Here is a 17417-nt window from a genome sequence, read left to right as displayed (position 1 = left end):
GGATCGCCCGTCCTAATTCTGATCTTTTAACAGTACTGCATAATAAAAGCCATCATGTCCTTGCGGCTGTGGGAAAAGCTGGCGGCCAAATGGCCGCTCGGTGCCCCATTCCGCATCAATCGGAAGGTGGCGTGCATCCATGTGTATCTTGCTAAAACGTTCCACGACCCGTTCATTTTCCTGAGGAAAGACTGAGCACGTAGCATACAGTAGTCGACCGCCGGGTTTTAGTAGCTGCCAGCAGTTTTTTAAAATCGATAACTGTATCTCCGCCAGCGCTTTAATATCTTCGCTTTGACGTAAGTGCTTGATATCTGGGTTGCGACGGATGACGCCCGCTGCTGAGCAAGGGGCATCAACCAGTATGCGGTCATATTGAATCCCATCCCACCATGAATTGGTAGCAGCATCTGCAATAATCACCTGAGCATCAAGATTAAGACGGCTGAGGTTTTCTTCGATACGCGTGGCTCTGTTGGCCTCCAGTTCGATCGCAGTAACCTGTTCGAGCGATGCTTGGTGCTCAAGAATATGGCAAAGTTTCCCGCCTGGTGCGGCGCAGGCGTCTAGAACCCGTTGACCGGGTTGCAGGTCCAGCAGTGCGCTACTGAGCTGCGCGGCTTCATCCTGAACGCTGACATAGCCGTAGGCAAAGCCTGGGAGTATGGCGACATCAACCGGGCTATCCAACTGTATGCCAACCGCAGAATAAGGGGTGGCGGATGCGGTTATATCGGCATCATGCAGCTCTTGAAGATAGGCGTCGCGGCTGGTTTTCTGCTGATTAACCCTGAGCGTCATCGGTGGCTGTTGGTTATTCTGAATCAGAATATCTTGCCAATTGTCCGGCCAATTATGCTCTAGCTTGGAGATCATCCACTGGGGATGGTTGTAATGAAATTCAGGCTGCTCGGCTAATTGTTCAAAAAGCGTTTCCTGTTCCCGCTGTAGGTTGCGCAGTAGTGCATTTAGCAACCCTTTTGCCCAGCCTTTGTTGAGCTGCGCTGCGGCTTCCACGGTTTCGCTGATCGCGGCATGGGCCGGCACCCGCATCTCGAGTAGCTGATAGAAACCCAGTAATACCAACGCGTGAAGATCTTGATCTTGAGGTTTGAAAGGTTTCTTGAGCAGTTGCTGGGCGAGGCAGGATAGTCGAGGGAGTGAGCGCATTGTGCCATAACAGATCTGTTGTAGTAGCGCTCTATCGCCCTCTAAGCACTGCTGTAGTGCTCTGGGGAGTGCAGTATTCAGCGACTCTTTACGGCCGATAACAGGCCCTAGGGCGCGAGCAGCAATGGCACGGATGTTCATTCGCTGAGACCTAGCGCCGTTCCGTTACTGAAGAGTTCTTTCTTCGAGTTCAGTACAGCGCTGGTGTCCATCGCTTTACTGCCGGGTAGTTGGATCTTTAGTAGTCGTACAATGCCGTTACCGCTGGCGACCATAATCGCTTTTTTATCACAGCCAACCACTGTGCCGGGGGGCGTCGCTGGTTGCTTCACTGGTTTCGGCATACCAAACGCGCAGCGTCTCACCGTTTAGGGTGGTGAACGCAACGGGCCATGGAGAAAGCCCCTTCACCTGTCGGGCGATCTCGCTGGCCGGTTTCTGCCAGTCGATCAGCCCTTCGGCTTTTTCCAGCTTATGGGCATAGCAGGCCAGGCTATTATCCTGCACTTCATGCTCGATAGTGCGGTCAGCAATACTCGGCAGGCTTTCTAATAAAGCCTGTGCACCGATGTTGGCCAAACGGTCATGTAGTTCACCGCTGGTGTCGGTTGAATGGATTGGGCAGGTGCGTTTCAGGAGCATCGCACCGGTATCCAGTCCTTCATCCATCTGCATAATGGTGACGCCTGTTTCCTGATCGCCCGCCAAGAGTGCGCGGTGAATAGGTGCGGCGCCCCGCCAGCGCGGCAGCAATGATGCGTGTACGTTGATACAGCCTAGCGAGGGCGCTTCAAGCACTGCTTTAGGTAGTAATAGCCCGTAAGCCACAACCACCATTAGGTCGGCCTGCAATGAGGCCAGCTGTTGTCGGTCATCTTCTTGTTTGAAATTAAGTGGTTGATAAACAGGAAGATTATTTTCGAGCGCGACTTTTTTTACCGGGCTAGGGGTTAGCTTTCGGCCACGTCCGGCAGGTCGGTCGGGCTGGGTGTAGACGCCGATGACGTTATGACCGGCATCGAGTAGTGCCTGTAAACTTGACGCGGCGAAATCTGGCGTACCGGCAAACAGGATACGCAGTGGTTTGGCTGTATCTGACATACTTCAGACCTTCTGACGGTGAAGTTTATCCAGTTTGCTGCGGATTCGATTACGTTTCAAGGGAGAGAGGTAATCGACAAACAGCTTGCCTTCAAGGTGGTCTATCTCGTGTTGAATACAGACCGCCAGCAAATCATCGGCTTCGAGGGTGTATTCTTCACCGAACTCGTTCTGAGCAATCAGACGAATTTTATTAGGCCGAACAACATCTTCATAGAAGCCTGGCACTGATAGGCAGCCCTCTTGCATGCGTTCTGTTTCTTCAGCCAGCACCTCTATTTGCGGATTAATAACCACCAGAGGGTTATCTTTCTCTTCAGAGGTATCTATAGTAATGATACGCTGGTGAACGTTAACCTGCGTTGCAGCTAGGCCGATACCGGGTGCGTCATACATGGTTTCAAACATATCTTTGACCAGTATGCGCAGTTCATCGTTAAATTCGGTAACCGGCTCAGCAATTGTGCGCAGGCGTGGATCAGGAAATTCGAGTATTGGAAGTAATGACATGGTCGCTTGAAAACAAAAAGGTTGAAAAAAAGAGCGCTAGAATCAATAATCTTCCTATTATACTGATATAGATACACAATGTATTGCCGATACTGTTATAGACTTTCAAAAACATGGCGGTCTGGAGACAAGGATTAAATAATGAAACAACTGGTAGCAGGTTTTCTGGGCGCTCTGGTGGTATGTATTGCATTAGTAACCCCGGTTCAGGCCGAGGTTCGTAAAGATACCCTAGCGTTGCAGGACAATTATCCGAAAACTTATGTGGTCGTTAAGGGTGATACGCTTTGGGATATTTCAGGGATGTTCCTGAAGACTCCTTGGAAGTGGCCCCAGCTGTGGGGTTACAATCAGCAGATTGAGAATCCACACCTTATCTACCCTGGCGATGTGCTAACCCTGAAATGGGTTGATGGACAGCCCCGCCTCGTCATTAATGATGGCATCACCCGGTTGAGCCCTAAAGCTAAGGTGACCCGCCTCAAAGACGCGATTCCGGCAATTCCCCTTAAAGACATCATTAGCTTTCTGTCCGATAATATCGTGATGGATAGTGATGAGCTGACGGCGGCACCCTATATTGTGGGTGGCACAACGCAGCGTATTGTCGCCGGTGCAGGCGATCGGGTGTATGCTCGAGGAGCGCTCGTCGGTGATTATACGCGTCAGAATATTTATCGCCCAGCCAAGGAATATATCGATCCTGTGACGCAAGAGCACCTAGGATACGAGATGTTTAAAATTGGCGATGCGGTGGTGGCGAACAAGAAAGCCGACATCATCACGCTGGATCTGCGTAAAACCAGAGAAGAAGTTTCAGCATTGGATCGTGTTTACCCTAGCCCGAAAGAATCGATTCAGTCGATCTTCTACCCTAAAGCCCCTGAAGAAGATATCAATGGACGTATTCTTGCCGTGTTACGCGGTGTGCGTCAGGCGGGACAATTTGATGTGGTTGCTATTAACCAAGGGGCTCGTGAAGGGCTTTCCCCAGGCCATGTGTTAACTATTTTCCGTGCTGGTGAGGTGTTGAAAGACCCGCTCACCAAAGAGGTGATCACCCTGCCATCGGAAAAATCAGGCTTGATGATGATTTTCAAAGCGTATGACAAGGTCAGCTATGCACTGATACTGAAAGCGACCGATGTGGTCTCTATCGGTGACGAGGTTCACAGCCCAGAGTAATTCTAGGCCGTTAACATCGTAGATGTGCCGCTGGACAAGGAGTGTCCATGCAGGAATATTTTAGAGAGTGGATTGCCTTAGCAGAACTTCCCGGCGTTGGTGCCGGGGTTTTGCATCGGTTGTTACAGCAACGTACGCCTGAGTGTGCAGCAGGCGATCGCTCACTGCTGTATTGGCCGCATGAACAGCTAAGATCATTAAAATTACCCGCCAAAACCTTCCAACATATCAAAGCCTTCCAGGCAGGTGACTGGCCCGATCCTGAATATCTACAGAGCATCGATCGCTGGTTGGAGCCATCCGAAAACCACGTAATCAGTTATCGTTGTGAGAATTACCCTCAACTGCTTAAAGAGATTGCAGACCCGCCGTTACTACTTTATGTCAGCGGTGATCCAACCGTTTTACACCTTCCTCAGTTAGCAATTGTCGGCAGCCGTTCTGCTAGCCGTAATGGCATAGCGTTGAGTGGTGCTTTCGCTCGGGATTTAACCGCGGCGGGTATTACCATTACCAGTGGTCTGGCTCGGGGTATTGATGGGGCGGCCCACCAAGCGGCGGTCGATTTAGCAAAACCAACGGTGGCGGTACTCGGTTCAGGGTTAAGTAATATCTATCCACGCCAGCATCAAGCCTTAGCGATGGACCTTGTTAAGCAAGGGGGCGCACTGGTCTCAGAATACCCTTTAGAGATGCCTCCATTGGCGCATAATTTCCCCCGCCGCAATCGCATTATTAGTGGTCTGAGTGCCGGCGTGTTAGTCATTGAGGCCGCTCGTCGTAGTGGTTCGTTGATTACCGCCCGGTTGGCGCTAGAGCAAGGGCGGGAAGTATTTGCCCTTCCGGGGGCGTTGAATAACCCTCAGAGCCACGGTTGCCACGATTTAATTCGTGAAGGCGCTACGTTGGTTGAAACCAGTGCGCAGATTATTGAGCCACTGGCGAGCCTGCTAGGTAGCTACTGTTATGCTGAAAAACGGCCGGAGGCTGAGTCGATAAAATTGAATGATAGCGAGGCTAAGTTATTGGATCAAATGGGTTATCAGTTAGTGTCGCTGGAGCAGTTAATCGGTATCACGGGAATACCTGCAGCGACCCTATTACCACAGCTGGTGGCCATGGAATTAGTGGGTTATATTGAAAATACCCCTGATGGTTATCAACGGTTGATCTGAATCCCCGTTAGCTACGTAAAACCTGTCTTTTTACGTGGTTGAATGTTCTAAACTTTTAGCGTAATTTGCCACGTTTCCCGACTAATTTAATAAATTCCGAAGGTAATCATGACTAAACCATTTGTTGCTATTTTAATGGGGTCTGACTCCGATCTACCAACTATGAAGGCTGCGGCTGATGTGCTGCGTGCGCTGGAAGTTCCCTTTGAAATGAAGGTAAGCTCAGCTCACCGTACACCAATACAAACCCATGATTATGTCAAGGATGCTGATCAACGTGGCGCGGTTGCCTTTATCTGCGCTGCCGGTATGGCTGCTCACCTCGCCGGTGCGGTTGCGGCGAATACCACCAAGCCTGTTATTGGTGTGCCAATTGAATCTTCACTCGACGGTCTCGATGCGCTGTTGTCGACGGTACAGATGCCAGGTGGCATTCCCGTTGCAACCGTAGCAATCGGTAAAGCGGGCGCTAAAAATGCAGCTTATTTGGCGTCTCAGATCGTTGCGGTGCAAGATCCCGCGCTGGCCGAGCGAATTAAAGCCGATCGTCAAGCTAATACCGATGCCGTCATTGCAAAAGATAAGGCGTTGCAAGAAAGACTGGCTAACGGCGAGATCTGATCGATATGGGCTGGTGGCATATTCGTCAGGCCGTCAGGGCGATGCATCAAGGAGGTGTTATCGCCTACCCGACCGAAGCGGTTTGGGGGCTCGGTTGTGACCCTTTCAATGAGTCGGCCGTGTATCGGTTACTGGCAATTAAACGTCGGCCCGTTCAGAAAGGCTTAATTTTGGTCGCCTCTACGGTTGATCAGATTAAGCCTTTGCTGGACAATCTTACGCCAGAAGAGCACGCGCGCGTGGTGGCTTCTTGGCCTGGCCCGGTGACGTGGATTTTGCCCGACCCTGATAATCTTATTCCCTACTGGGTTAAGGGTGATCATGCCTCAGTTGCCGTGAGAGTAAGTGATCACTATCAAGTGAAAAATCTTTGTGATGCCTTCGGATCAGTTATTGTGTCGACATCGGCAAATTATTCAGATCGAGATCCTGCAAGGGATAAAATAAAAGTGAGTATTCACTTTAAAGATAAAGTGGATGTTATCGTGCCAGGTAAACTCGGTGCCCTCAGCCGGCCAACAAAGATTTTCCGTTTGGACAGCGATAAGCCCGTAAGACGTTAATTCGAGCAGCAGTAGGTGATGACTAACTCTGTTGTTAAGTAAAAGGAGAGAGTATGTCAGCACCTGATATCAGTGCGGTAAAAGAGTATCTGCTGAACCTGCAGGATAACATTTGTGCGCAGCTAGAAAAAGTCGATGGTCTGGCTAGCTTTGTCGAAGATAGTTGGCAGCGTGAAGCTGGCGGCGGTGGTCGGACACGGGTGATGGTGGATGGTGCTGTTGTTGAAAAAGGCGGTGTTAACTTCTCTCATGTGTTTGGCGATAAACTTCCCGGTTCTGCGACGGCACACCGTCCTGAATTAGCGGGTCGTACTTTTCAGGCGATGGGCGTTTCCCTCGTTATTCATCCTCATAATCCCTATGTACCAACATCACACGCTAATGTGCGCTTTTTTATTGCTGAAAAAGAGGGTGAAGAGCCGGTTTGGTGGTTTGGTGGCGGTTTTGATTTAACCCCCTATTACGGTTATAAAGAAGATTGTCGCGCTTGGCATCAGGCCGCCAAAGATGCCTGTGATCCCTTTGGCGCAGATGTTTATCCCCGTTATAAAGCATGGTGCGATGACTATTTCTATCTTAAGCACCGTGATGAGCCCCGCGGTATTGGCGGTTTATTCTTTGATGATCTGAGCGAGCCGGATTTTGACACCTGCTTTGCGTTGATGCGCTCGATTGGCGATGCTTACGCTCCTGCCTATTGTCCGATTGTCGAAAAACGTAAAAATATACCTTATGGCGAACCTCAGCGAGACTTTCAGCTGCACCGTCGGGGTCGTTATGTTGAATTCAATTTGGTCTTTGACCGCGGAACACTGTTCGGTCTGCAATCCGGTGGGCGGACGGAGTCTATTCTGATGTCGATGCCTCCCGAAGTGCGTTGGGGTTATGATTGGAAACCGGAGCCTGACTCCGAAGAAGCAGAACTCTATACCTATTACCTTAAACCGCAGAACTGGTTGGAGGATTAATATGACGGATCGTTATGCGGTATTTGGTAATCCGATCAAACACTCTAAGTCGCCACTTATCCACAAGGCTTTTGCGCAACAGCTGGATCAGGATTTAGAGTACCACTCTGTGCTGGTGCCGGAAGATGGCTTCAATCAGGCTGTGGATAACTTTTTATCACCAGAAAGTGATGGCAAAGGCTTGAATATCACCGTCCCATTTAAGGAGCAGGCTTGGCAAAAAGCCGAGTGGCATTCTGAGCGGGCCAAATTGGCGGGTGCTGTTAATACACTTTACCGTAATGCTGCTGGTCAATTGTGTGGTGATAACACTGACGGGCTTGGTTTAGTGGCGGATATCAGGCGTAATAACGGTGGCGAGATTCGTGGCAAAGACCTACTGATCCTCGGCGCTGGTGGGGCTGTACGGGGTGTCTTAGAGCCTATTCTTGCTCATCAACCCGCACGATTAGTTATCGCCAACCGCACCGTTGCCCGGGCAGAGGCATTAGCTGAACTGTTTGGCGCTCTAGGTCATATCGAGGTGTGCAGCTTTGCCGAATTACAGGGGCAGCAGTTTGATCTCGTTATTAACGGTACCGCGGCTAGCTTACAGGGTGAAGTGCCTCCGTTGCCTGATGATCTGCTACGTGATGGTGCTTGGTGCTACGATATGATGTACGGCGCGGAGATTACCCCTTTCAATCGTTGGGCTAAGGCCCATGGCGCGGCAAAAGCGATCGACGGTTTGGGGATGCTGGTAGAGCAAGCGGCCGAGTCATTTTCCATATGGCGCGGTGTACGTCCTGATACTTCCGAATTAATTCAAGAGCTTAGACATCAGCTCCTAGCGAAGTAAGTCGTATGACAATCGTTCCTTGCGCGGAGTTTCTCATCGGGTTATAACAGAGGTGTCAACTCCAGTCGCAGGAATGATCCGTTATGGAAAAAGAGACCCGCCTCTCCCCCGACCAGCTGTATCGGCACTGCAACACTGAGTTGCTGCCTTTCAAAACAACTGAAACCCTTGAACCCTATGCTGGCTTTTTTGGCCAAGAACGTGCCGTCGAAGCGATGGAGTTCGGCATCGGCATGAAGCGCCCCGGTTATAATATGTTTGTCATGGGCAATCCTCATACCGGCCGGTTTTCCTTTGCTATCGAAAGCATCCGTGCGATTGCTAAAAAAGAAGTGAAAAAAACCAGTGATTGGTGCTATCTCAATAATTTTGAAGAAAACCGTAATCCACTGGTGATTCAGCTACCTGCAGGTAAGGGTTGGATCATTAAGCGGGATATCAAACATCTTATTGAAGGTATTCTCACTGAGCTGCCTGCGGCCTTTGAAAGCCCTGCCTATCAGCGTAAGAAAAGTAAGGTCGAGCGTGATTTTAATCGTCTCTATGATCAAGCAATAGAAAAGGTCGATAGCCAAGCCCGCGAACACAGTATCGCCGTGTATCGGGATGCGGGTAGCATCGGCTTCACGCCGGTGTCTGAAGGCCAAGGGATGGATGAAGCGGCTTTTTCTCAATTGCCGGAAGATATTCGTGATGAATTTACTCGTAATATCGCCAAGCTAGAAGAATACCTCAATGAAGAGCTGGCAAGCATGCCGAAATGGCGTCGCGAAGCCGGTGATAAAATGAAGGTGTTAGACCGTGAAACTGCCCGTAATGCAGTGGCCCCTCTGATTCAGCCATTACGTGAGAAATACCATAATTTTTCTGGGGTGCCTGATTATCTAAGTCAGTTGGAATCTAATTTAGTAAAAAATGCCCTGGATATTATCGAAGAAGATAAGCCTAATGAGGCGCGCACCGATCTTGCCCGACGGCAATATATGGAAAATACCTTTGGCGTTAATATGCTGGTGGACAACCAGAAAACCAAAGGCGCTCCGGTGGTTTATGAAACCCATCCGACCTACGATAATCTGTTTGGCCGTATCGAATACAACTCTGAGATGGGGGCATTAAGCACAAACTTTCAGTTGATTCGTGCCGGTGCTCTGCACCATGCTAATGGCGGCTACCTGGTGTTGGAGTCAGAAAAACTTCTGGAACAGCCCTTTGTCTACGGGGCCCTCAAGCGGGCGTTAAAATCCCATGAGATCCGCATTGAAAACCCGATGTCAGAGATGACCGGTATGGGCACTATTACACTGGCGCCCCAGCCGATTCCTTTGAACGTTAAAGTGGTGTTGATCGGTACTCGGGAAACCTACTACCTGTTGCAGGAACTGGATCACGATTTTGAGAAAATGTTCCGGGTGGTGGTGGATTTCGATGAGGATGTAAAACGTGAACCCGCGACTATCCGTAATTATGCTCGGTTGATGAAAACCCTCGCGGATGAAGAGGGGTTGGCACCGTTGAATCGGCAGGCGGTCGCCCGCTTGGTGGAGCATAGCTCGCGATTGACTGAAGATCAGGAACTGTTATCGGCTCACGTTGGCGAGCTGGTGGACCTGCTCTGTGAGGCGGATTACAAGCGTATTCGCAATCGAGACGATATCATCAATGACCAGCACGTAGAAATGGCGTTGCAGGCGAAAGAGCGCCGTACCAGCCGTATCTCATCGAAGATTCTCGACAGCATTCTTAATAAAACGGTCTTGATCGATACTGATGGTGAGGCTTCCGGTCGCACCAACGGTTTGACGGTACTGGGCGTGGGTGATGTGTCATTCGGTTTTCCGGCGCGGATTACCGTTACCGTACATCCGGGCAATCGGGGGATTGTTGATATTGAACGGGAAGTCACGCTGGGCCAGCCGATACACTCAAAAGGAGTGCTGATTCTGTCCGGTTATTTGGGGCATAAATACGCCAAAGATTTTCCGTTAACTTTGTCTGCGAGTATCGCATTGGAACAGTCCTATGGTTATGTTGATGGCGACAGCGCTTCAATGGCCGAGGTTTGTACACTGATCTCTGCGCTTACTGATATTCCTATCAAACAACAGTTCGCCATTACCGGCTCGATCAACCAATACGGTGAAGTACAAGCCATCGGTGGTGTAAACGAGAAGATTGAGGGCTTTTTCAATCTATGTAAAACCCGAGGTCTCAGTGGTACTCAAGGGGTTATTATTCCCAAAGCCAACATTCGCAACCTGATGCTTAAGCGTGAAGTCGTTGATGCGGTGGCGGAAGGTCAATTCTGTATTCACGGGGTTGCCACGGTGGATCAATGCTTAGAACTACTTATGGGCCGCAAGGCGGGTCAATTGAAAGAAGATGGCTCTTTCACCCAGCGTTCGGTTAATGCTCAGGTGGTTAAACGCCTTCGTGAGATCGCCAAAGCTAAGGCGTAACTTCGGTAAAGGGGGCGTTGATGGCCAGCCGTCGCGCTACCCAATTCCTCGGTGTGAATGGTGTGACTAAGCAAAATAGTCCATAGCGACTTAGTTAATGAAGCCTGCGTTTTCGCGCATAAACGATGAATATCGTTCCTTAACGATGTTGTAATATTACTGTAATCAAAATAAAATCAGCCCATTATGGGTCAACTCTACGTTATTAGAATACGACCCCTCGCACATATATTCTCTAGGCTTTAACTCATGGACGTAAAGTTAAAAGGGTGGTCTTCGCATCCCGCGATTACTTTTCTTTTTATTCTGGTTTTTCCGTTTGTCATCGAATTTATCTTTGTCGAATACAGTGAAAGAGAGCTAATAAACCGTGTTGGTTGGCTAATCATGCTGTGGGCGCTGGCGTACCTGATCACTTTTCGCCTTCCGTTTATCTTATTGGGTGGTTTATTTACTCTCACCGGAATCGTTGATATTTCTTATGCTATTGAATTTAAAGGTATATTCACCACAACTTCGGTAGAGGCAATAGCCCAAACGAATGCCTCAGAAGCGTTTGAATTTATCCAGTCATACTTCTCGATCTTTTCACTGGTGATCATTCTTACTTATCTGGTCATTAGTTTTTTGCTGCTAAAACATTTTATTGCTCCTGGTTTAAGCGAGAAGAAAAAACATAAGTTGCTAGCCGTTGGTTTTTTTATTCTGTTTGGCGTTTTGATTGTTGATGGCATCGTTATAAAGCATAAGTATTCTAAGCGTTTACCCGGTATTGTCGGGGCCTATCCTGAGTTTTTGAAGGGCAGTTTGTCGCTAGACAACCAAATTAAGCAGCGTGAGCAGTTAGCTAAGGATACGCCATATACCTTTACCAATAATGAAGATCTGCCGCAGACCTATGTGTTTATTATTGGCGAATCTGCTAGTCGTACCCATATGTCTCTCTATGGCTATCCAAGGGAAACAAACCCCGCGCTGGGCCGAAGAGACGATCTGCTTCTCTTCGATAATGTGGTGTCTAATTATGCCCAGACGCTGCCCTCATTAAGAATGACGCTTACCAGCGCCGATAGCTTAGATCATCAAGATTATACTGACTCTCTGAGTGTGGTTGATGCCGCAAATCTGGCTGGGTTCGAAACTTGGTGGATCTCAAACCAACAGCCCCTTAGAGGCACATACTCGGCCATTGGGCACCAGGCTAAACATACGATATTTATCAGTAATGAGTTTTATGGCAATGAAATCGACCGCTTCGATAGCCATGTATTGCCCAAGCTCGATCAGGCTATTGCGTCAAAAGCACCGAAAAAAGCCATATTTATTCATCTGATGGGTAGCCATTTAAGATATGACAAACGCTACCCTGAAGGTTTTTCCCTATTTAATAGCGCCCCCTATTTTGGCTATCAAGATGCGCTTTCTGACGCCCAGAAAGGTTATATCGACAGTTACGATAACTCCATTCTATTCAATGATTGGATTATCGATTCCGCTATCGAGAAGCTTACCGAGCAAGCACAGCTTGAGAACGGGTTTTATAGCCTGACGTACACGGCGGATCATGGTGAAGAGGTGTTCGACACTACCGACTTCAAAGGCCACGGCCCTGATAATGTCACCTCGAACATGGTGGAAGTACCGTTCGTTATATGGCTGTCAGATCATTTTAGCTCTAGCCGTAGCGGCCGAGTGAATCAGCTCAAACAGAATGAATCTGCGCCGGCAATGCTGGATAGTTTCTTTTATTTTGCCCTCGATATGATGGGCATTGAGAGTGATCTTATCGATAACACGAAAAGCCTTTTCTCTGATCAATATAAGCCTAGGCCGCGTATTATTTATGGGCTTGATTATGAACAGTTAAAAAGTGCGGCGCATCGCCCGGATCAATAAGTAGGCTAAGGCTTACAGGCGTGGCTCGAAAAAGAAAAGCAGATACCTCGCCTATCTTTTTCGAGCAAGGCAACCGAGTTACCGGTTAATACTTTTCTGCCAGATGTTTATCTTTAAGTTTTACATAGTTCCCCGCGGTATAGGTAAAGAAACTCAGCTCTTTTTCGGTGAGCGGTCTCACCTCTTTGACGGGGCGGCCAACGTACAGATGACCACTTTTGAGGGTTTTACCTGGCGGCACTAGGCTGCCCGCCCCAATGATGACCTCATCTTCGACGATCGCGCCGTCCATGACCATCGCGCCCATACCAACCAGAACACGGTTGCCGATGGTGCAGCCGTGGAGCATCGCCTGATGGCCGATGGTGACATCATCGCCAATCAGTAGCGGGAAACCATCAGGGTTAAAGGGGCCCGCATGGGTAATATGTAGCACCGAACCGTCTTGAACACTGGTGCGATCGCCGATGCGAATACGGTGCATATCTCCGCGAATCACCGTTAAGGGCCAGACTGAAACATCATCACCGAGCACGACATCCCCGAGTACGATCGCCGTTGGATCGACAAAGGTGTTATGACCCAGTTGTGGGGTGATGCCCTGATAGCTTCGGATACTCATCTGCTTCTCTCCGTCGGATGCGTTGTGTGGCTTATATAATAAACGCTGTTGAGTGATTGAAAATAGCTAATTGCTCCCCCATTTAGTAACTAGTGTTGTTATTTATATCCCTGTACAGGAGTTTTCTATGTCTAACCCGTTGCTGCAAAACCATCTGTTGCCGCCATTTTCTGAGATAAAGCCGGAACATGTTGAGCCCGCAGTCGATCAGTTATTGGCCGATTGTCGCGCGGTGGTAGCCGAGGTGTTGGACAATCAGGGCGCACCCGATTGGAATAATTTAGTGGTGCCATTGGAAGAAAGCCATGATCGGCTGGCTAAAGCGTGGTCGCCGGTGTCCCATTTGAATGCGGTGGTCAACAGTGATGAGCTGCGTGACGCTTACAATGCCTGTTTGCCGAAGCTATCTCAGTTCTGGACCGAAATGGGTCAGCATCAGGGGCTATTTGAAGCCTATGAAGCCCTAGCGAACAGTGATGCGTATGGTGATTTGGATGAGGCTCAACGCAAGGTTATCGACAATACTCTGAGGGACTTTCGTCTGTCGGGTATCGCGCTTGGCGCGGACGAGAAGCAGCGGTATGGCGAGTTGCAGCAAAAACTGTCCGAGCTGACCACGAAGTTCTCTGAAAACGTCATGGATGCTACCGATGGCTGGAGTAAATTGATCAGTGATGAGACAGAGTTGGCCGGATTACCCGATAGTGCCTTAGCGGCGGCTAAGCAGTTAGCCCAGACGAAAGGTGAAGAGGGTTGGTTGGTCACTTTAGATTTCCCCTCCTATTTTGCCGTGATTACCTACGCGGATAACCGTGAGCTGCGCCGTGAGTTGTATGAAGCCTTCGCCACCCGCGCATCTGACAGAGGGCCCAATGCGGGTCAGTGGGATAATAGCCAGATAATGACGGACATTTTGGCATTGCGGGCTGAGCTGGCCCAGTTGCTTGGTTTTGATAACTATGCAGCTTACAGCCTGGCAACCAAAATGGCCGATACGCCGGAACAGGTGGTTAGCTTCTTGAATGATCTTGCTCAGATGAGTAAACCGCAGGCGGAAAAAGAGTATCAAGAACTACAGGATTTTGCCCTAGAAGAGTTCGGTGAACCGGAGCTGCAATCTTGGGATCTTACCTACTATGGCGAGAAGCTAAAACAGGCCCGTTATGCGATTTCGCAGGAGGAGTTGCGTCCCTACTTCCCGATGCCGAAGGTGCTAGAAGGGCTGTTCCAGATCACTGGTAAATTGTTTGATATCGAGATTGAAGAAGTAACAGAGTTTGACCGTTGGCATAAAGATGCTCGCTTATTCAGTGTGAGTCGTGCAGGTGAGGTGATCGCTCGTTTCTTCTTGGATCCATTCGCCCGGGCGAAAAAGCGCGGTGGTGCTTGGATGGATGATTGCCGTGTGCGGCGGATCGATCAGGGTGTCTTACAGCTGCCGGCCGCTTATCTGGTATGTAACTTCAATCCACCGGTGGGTGATGAGCCAGCACTGTTAACGCATAATGAGGTGACTACCCTCTTCCACGAGTTTGGTCATGGTTTGCACCATATGCTTACCCGCATCGAGTACGCCGATGTGAGCGGTATTAATGGGGTTGCTTGGGATGCGGTCGAGCTGCCTAGTCAGTTCCTCGAAAACTGGTGTTATGAGCCTGAAGCGTTGGCGTTAATTTCCGGGCATTATAAGACCGGCGACACCCTACCTAAGGTCCTGTTGGATAAAATGCTGGCCGCGAAAAACTTTCAATCGGGCATGATGATGGTCCGACAGCTTGAACTGTCACTGTTTGATTTTGAGCTACACCGGGAATATAAAGCGGGTGTCACTAAAGTTCAGACCGTACTCGATCGTATTCGCCGCCAAGTGGCGGTGGTGACACCGCCTGAATTTAATCGCTTCCAGCATAGCTTTAGCCATATCTTTGCCGGTGGTTATGCGGCGGGCTACTACAGTTATAAATGGGCGGAGGTTTTGTCTGCCGATGCGTTCTCTCGCTTTGAGGAAGAAGGGGTCTTTAACCCGCAAACGGGTCAGTCATTCCGTGAAAACATTCTCGAAATGGGCGGCTCTAAAGAACCAATGGCGCTATTTGTCGCCTTCCGTGGGCGCGAGCCTAGTGTCGAGGCGTTGTTGCGTCATTCGGGCATTACCGCTTAGATCCGTGAACCATAAATGGGTTGTGAGTGCACTTGGCTGACGCTGCTGTCGTTTAGGGTATAATCAAGGCCATAATGCAAGGCATAGGGGCGTCCCTATGCCTTTGTGCTAAGCCAGTCTGTGAGAAAGATATGACGATTGTAAAACGCTTTATTGCCGGTGCGGTTTGTCCCCGTTGTGGCAAGATGGATACGCTGAAAATGTATCGCGATGACAGCCATGAATACCGTGAATGTGTACAGTGTGATTTTAGCGATACGATGGCACTGGATGGGTCCGATCAGCCGAAAGGTGAGTTGGATACCCGGGTTAATCGGGGTGGTAAGGTTGAGCTTGAACCTGCACAACCGCTAAATTTCGTATCGAACCCGAGTTCCACTAAACATTAAATCGTTTGTTATTAGCTAAGGAGGTGGGTATGTGTCACCGCTGTGCATGGGCAACATCCACCGAGTTAGAAAAACATTATCATGATGAAGTCTGGGGTGTGCCACAGACCGATGATCAGTCGTTGTTTGAGTTTTTGGTGCTCGAAGGCGCACAGGCGGGTTTAAGCTGGCGCACCATTCTACAAAAACGTGAGGGTTATAGTCGTCAGTATGAGGGCTTTGATCCCGCTACGGTGGCGGCATTTTCCGCGGCGAAGATCGACCAGATGTTGCTCGATCCTAGTATTGTACGTAATCGCTTGAAGGTTGAGGCTTCTATCAAAAGCGCGCAGGTGTTTGTTGAACTGGTCGCCAAGCATGGCAGTTTTGCCAATTACATTTGGCAGTTTGTTGACGGCAAACCGCTGCAGAACAGCTGGCGCAGTCATGCCGAGGTGCCCGCAGAAACTGACCAGTCACGCGCGATGAGCAAAGCGCTAAAAAAAGCGGGTATGAAATTTGTTGGGCCGACGATCTGTTATGCCTATATGCAGGCGACCGGGATGGTCAATGACCATGAGGTCGACTGCTTACGTTATCAGCCTTGCCGCGAGCTAGCGGAAGGCTTTTCACTCTAAAATTGAGACTCATTCGGGTTGATATTTGACCCGGTAGATCACCCCGGCAGCATCATCTGAAATCAATAGACTGCCGTCTCGATCGGTCAGAACATCGACCGGTCGCCCCCAAGCCTGCTCTCCGTTTAGCCAACCATCAATAAAGACCTGTTGAGTGGGCGGTGTCACCGATGTATCCACTTTTATCACTCGGTAACCGACTTTTTGGCTACGGTTCCATGAGCCGTGTTGTGCGATAAATAGAGTATTCTGATCGCTATTTGGAAATTGATCGCCTTGGTAGAATGTCAAACCAAGGGGCGCAACATGTGCCCCGAGCTTTAATGCTGGCGGCTGAAAAGCACTGAATGATTGTTGCTGATAGAGGTCAGGGTCGGGAATGTCTCCCGCATGGATAAAGGGGTAGCCAAAATGCTGCCCAAGTGCGGTCAGCCGATTCAGCTCATCATCCGGGCGGTCATCTCCGAGATTATCTCGACCATTGTCAGTAAACCAGAGTTCCTGGGTATCAGGGTGCCAAGCAAAACCAACCGAATTACGCACGCCATGGGCGACGATAGCTTGAGTGTTGTTACTGAGGTTAAGTTTCATAATGGAGGCAAAGCGCGGATCGTCACTGAGACAGATATTACAGGGGGCGCCCAGATTGAAGTAGAGATCGCCGTCAGGGCCAAACTTGAGGTATTTCCAGCCGTGATGGCTAATGTTGGGTAATTGATTAGTGATCAGCTCGGTGTTGGCCGTTTGCGCCGTGACGCGATCGGCATTATTTAAGCGTAATAACTGGTTAACCGCGGCAATGTACAAGCGACTGTCACGATAAGCGATGCCGCTGGGCATATTTAAGCCCTGCAGCAGAACGTCTCGTTGCTCATAGATGCCATCCCCATCGGTATCACGCAGCCGGTAAACCTTGCCCGCTCGGCGACTGCCTACAAATAGACTGCCAGGCTCTCCCAGTGCCATCTGACGTGCGTTACTTATCTTTGCAACGACCGACAGCTGATAGCCTTCGGCGAGCTTGAGGCGGTCGAGAGGAAGTGCAGTGCTGGGTGCAGAGAGCGTTAGGCTGAGTATTAGACTGCCTAGTGAGACGAGCTGACGCATGGTATGAGTCCTTGAAGGTTTAATCCATCAAAGAA

At 49.6% G+C, this 17417-nt stretch carries 15 protein-coding genes and 1 pseudogene; 11 read left to right on the top strand and 5 right to left on the bottom strand.

All coding sequences use genetic code 11. From position 1 onward, the window contains the following. Positions 1 to 12 precede the first annotated feature (12 nt). The 3 genes and pseudogenes from rsmB to def all read right to left on the bottom strand — a co-directional run bounded on the left by rsmB (position 13) and on the right by def (position 2781). On the bottom strand, positions 13 to 1311 hold the full coding sequence (gene rsmB, locus AC0L4K_RS19500; protein WP_473267604.1) for a 16S rRNA (cytosine(967)-C(5))-methyltransferase RsmB: 1299 nt from the start codon (positions 1309 to 1311) through the stop codon (positions 13 to 15). Continuing rightward, a pseudogene (gene fmt, locus AC0L4K_RS19495) lies at positions 1308 to 2271 on the bottom strand (methionyl-tRNA formyltransferase). Before fmt ends, rsmB begins: the two are co-directional and overlap by 4 nt. A gap of 3 nt (positions 2272 to 2274) precedes the next feature. Further along, on the bottom strand, positions 2275 to 2781 hold the full coding sequence (gene def, locus AC0L4K_RS19490; RefSeq protein WP_417225765.1) for a peptide deformylase: 507 nt from the start codon (positions 2779 to 2781) through the stop codon (positions 2275 to 2277). Between the two features lie 141 nt (positions 2782 to 2922). On the opposite strand from def, the gene AC0L4K_RS19485 reads away from it, so the two are divergent. The 8 genes from AC0L4K_RS19485 to AC0L4K_RS19450 all read left to right on the top strand — a co-directional run bounded on the left by AC0L4K_RS19485 (position 2923) and on the right by AC0L4K_RS19450 (position 12486). Beyond that, entirely contained in the window at positions 2923 to 3966 is a 1044-nt protein-coding gene (locus AC0L4K_RS19485; RefSeq protein ID WP_417225763.1) for a LysM peptidoglycan-binding domain-containing protein, read from the top strand. Positions 3967 to 4013: 47 nt separating this feature from the next. Further along, complete coding sequence (dprA, locus tag AC0L4K_RS19480) at positions 4014 to 5141, top strand: DNA-processing protein DprA (RefSeq protein ID WP_417225761.1); 1128 nt, start codon at positions 4014 to 4016, stop codon at positions 5139 to 5141. A gap of 108 nt (positions 5142 to 5249) precedes the next feature. Further along, positions 5250 to 5762: a 5-(carboxyamino)imidazole ribonucleotide mutase gene (purE, locus tag AC0L4K_RS19475; protein ID WP_417225759.1), complete on the top strand. Its 513-nt coding sequence runs from the start codon at positions 5250 to 5252 to the stop codon at positions 5760 to 5762. 5 nt (positions 5763 to 5767) lie between these two features. Then, positions 5768 to 6325, top strand: a complete 558-nt coding sequence (tsaC, locus tag AC0L4K_RS19470; protein WP_417225757.1) for an L-threonylcarbamoyladenylate synthase type 1 TsaC — start codon at positions 5768 to 5770, stop codon at positions 6323 to 6325. A gap of 53 nt (positions 6326 to 6378) precedes the next feature. Then, positions 6379 to 7293: an oxygen-dependent coproporphyrinogen oxidase gene (gene hemF, locus AC0L4K_RS19465; RefSeq protein WP_417225755.1), complete on the top strand. Its 915-nt coding sequence runs from the start codon at positions 6379 to 6381 to the stop codon at positions 7291 to 7293. A gap of 1 nt (position 7294) precedes the next feature. Then, entirely contained in the window at positions 7295 to 8131 is an 837-nt protein-coding gene (gene aroE / locus AC0L4K_RS19460; RefSeq protein ID WP_417225753.1) for a shikimate dehydrogenase, read from the top strand. An 83-nt stretch (positions 8132 to 8214) separates the two neighbouring features. Next, positions 8215 to 10590 (top strand): Lon protease family protein, encoded by a 2376-nt coding sequence (locus tag AC0L4K_RS19455; RefSeq protein WP_417225751.1) that lies wholly within the window; start codon positions 8215 to 8217, stop codon positions 10588 to 10590. Positions 10591 to 10839: 249 nt separating this feature from the next. Then, entirely contained in the window at positions 10840 to 12486 is a 1647-nt protein-coding gene (locus tag AC0L4K_RS19450) for a phosphoethanolamine transferase (RefSeq protein WP_473267602.1), read from the top strand. An 85-nt stretch (positions 12487 to 12571) separates the two neighbouring features. On the opposite strand, the gene AC0L4K_RS19445 is transcribed toward AC0L4K_RS19450, so the two are convergent. After that, on the bottom strand, positions 12572 to 13108 hold the full coding sequence (locus tag AC0L4K_RS19445; protein WP_417225747.1) for a gamma carbonic anhydrase family protein: 537 nt from the start codon (positions 13106 to 13108) through the stop codon (positions 12572 to 12574). Positions 13109 to 13235: 127 nt separating this feature from the next. Here AC0L4K_RS19445 and prlC point away from each other — a divergent pair, with 127 nt between their 5' ends. The 3 genes from prlC (at position 13236) to AC0L4K_RS19430 (ending at position 16275) form a co-directional block, all read left to right on the top strand. Then, a complete protein-coding gene (prlC, locus tag AC0L4K_RS19440; protein ID WP_473267601.1) occupies positions 13236 to 15269 on the top strand; it encodes an oligopeptidase A in 2034 nt (677 codons plus the stop codon). 131 nt (positions 15270 to 15400) lie between these two features. Continuing rightward, entirely contained in the window at positions 15401 to 15658 is a 258-nt protein-coding gene (locus AC0L4K_RS19435; RefSeq protein ID WP_417225743.1) for a YheV family putative zinc ribbon protein, read from the top strand. 29 nt (positions 15659 to 15687) lie between these two features. Next, positions 15688 to 16275: a DNA-3-methyladenine glycosylase I gene (locus AC0L4K_RS19430; RefSeq protein ID WP_417225741.1), complete on the top strand. Its 588-nt coding sequence runs from the start codon at positions 15688 to 15690 to the stop codon at positions 16273 to 16275. A 9-nt stretch (positions 16276 to 16284) separates the two neighbouring features. On the opposite strand, the gene AC0L4K_RS19425 is transcribed toward AC0L4K_RS19430, so the two are convergent. Further along, positions 16285 to 17382: a PQQ-dependent sugar dehydrogenase gene (locus tag AC0L4K_RS19425; RefSeq protein ID WP_473267600.1), complete on the bottom strand. Its 1098-nt coding sequence runs from the start codon at positions 17380 to 17382 to the stop codon at positions 16285 to 16287. Between the last annotated feature and the right edge of the window lie 35 nt (positions 17383 to 17417).

It is taken from the genome of Amphritea sp. GJ51-11, assembly GCF_055808735.1.
This window is presented reverse-complemented; position numbering and strand designations above follow the sequence as displayed.